Source organism: Curtobacterium sp. MMLR14_002 (assembly GCF_001864975.1).
Lineage (GTDB): Bacteria > Actinomycetota > Actinomycetes > Actinomycetales > Microbacteriaceae > Curtobacterium > Curtobacterium flaccumfaciens.
In genome coordinates this window covers 1-483 of the sequence record NZ_MJGT01000107.1, presented here as the reverse complement: position 1 = coordinate 483, position 483 = coordinate 1, and the positions used below count along the sequence as shown (strand labels likewise).

Below are 483 nucleotides of genomic sequence, written 5' to 3'. Positions count from 1 at the left end.
GCGCAGGATGCGCACTCCGAAATTGCTCGTGCCGAACGTTTGCAGCCCTTTCATGTCGTCCAAGGTGCGGCGCATATATCGGAGCCGTTCGACCAGCTGGTCGTCGGCCGACCTGCCCAGCCTCATCAGGCGACCCTCGTCACGCTTACGTTGACCGGAACCGTCGCGTAGGCCGAGTACTTGAAGAAAGATGACTGCATGACCGTCGCAGCCCGGCTGATAATCACGTAGTAGTACTCGACGCTGATTCCGTCCATGCTCGGGTTGATTCCCGCACGTATCTGGAAAGTACTCGTACCGGTGTCCTCATACGGCATGCTCATGTTGGGTATCCAGAATTGAGGCACCACCTGAGACTGGAAGCTGGTCACGTCGTCAACGGGAGTCAGAACGACCGAGATGATCGCAAGGGCGAAGTTTGGTCCGTTCACCAGCGGCAACGAGCCCGTGAGGTCGTACGCGTTGGCAGTCTTGTTCTCGTAC

The 483-nt window shown here is 58.0% G+C and carries 1 protein-coding gene; it reads right to left on the bottom strand.

Annotated elements, in window-relative coordinates; all coding sequences use genetic code 11:
- Nucleotides 1-125 precede the first annotated feature (125 nt).
- Nucleotides 126-483 (bottom strand): hypothetical protein (locus tag BIU91_RS19055; RefSeq protein ID WP_171907868.1); only part of this gene is annotated, 358 nt, incomplete at its 5' end.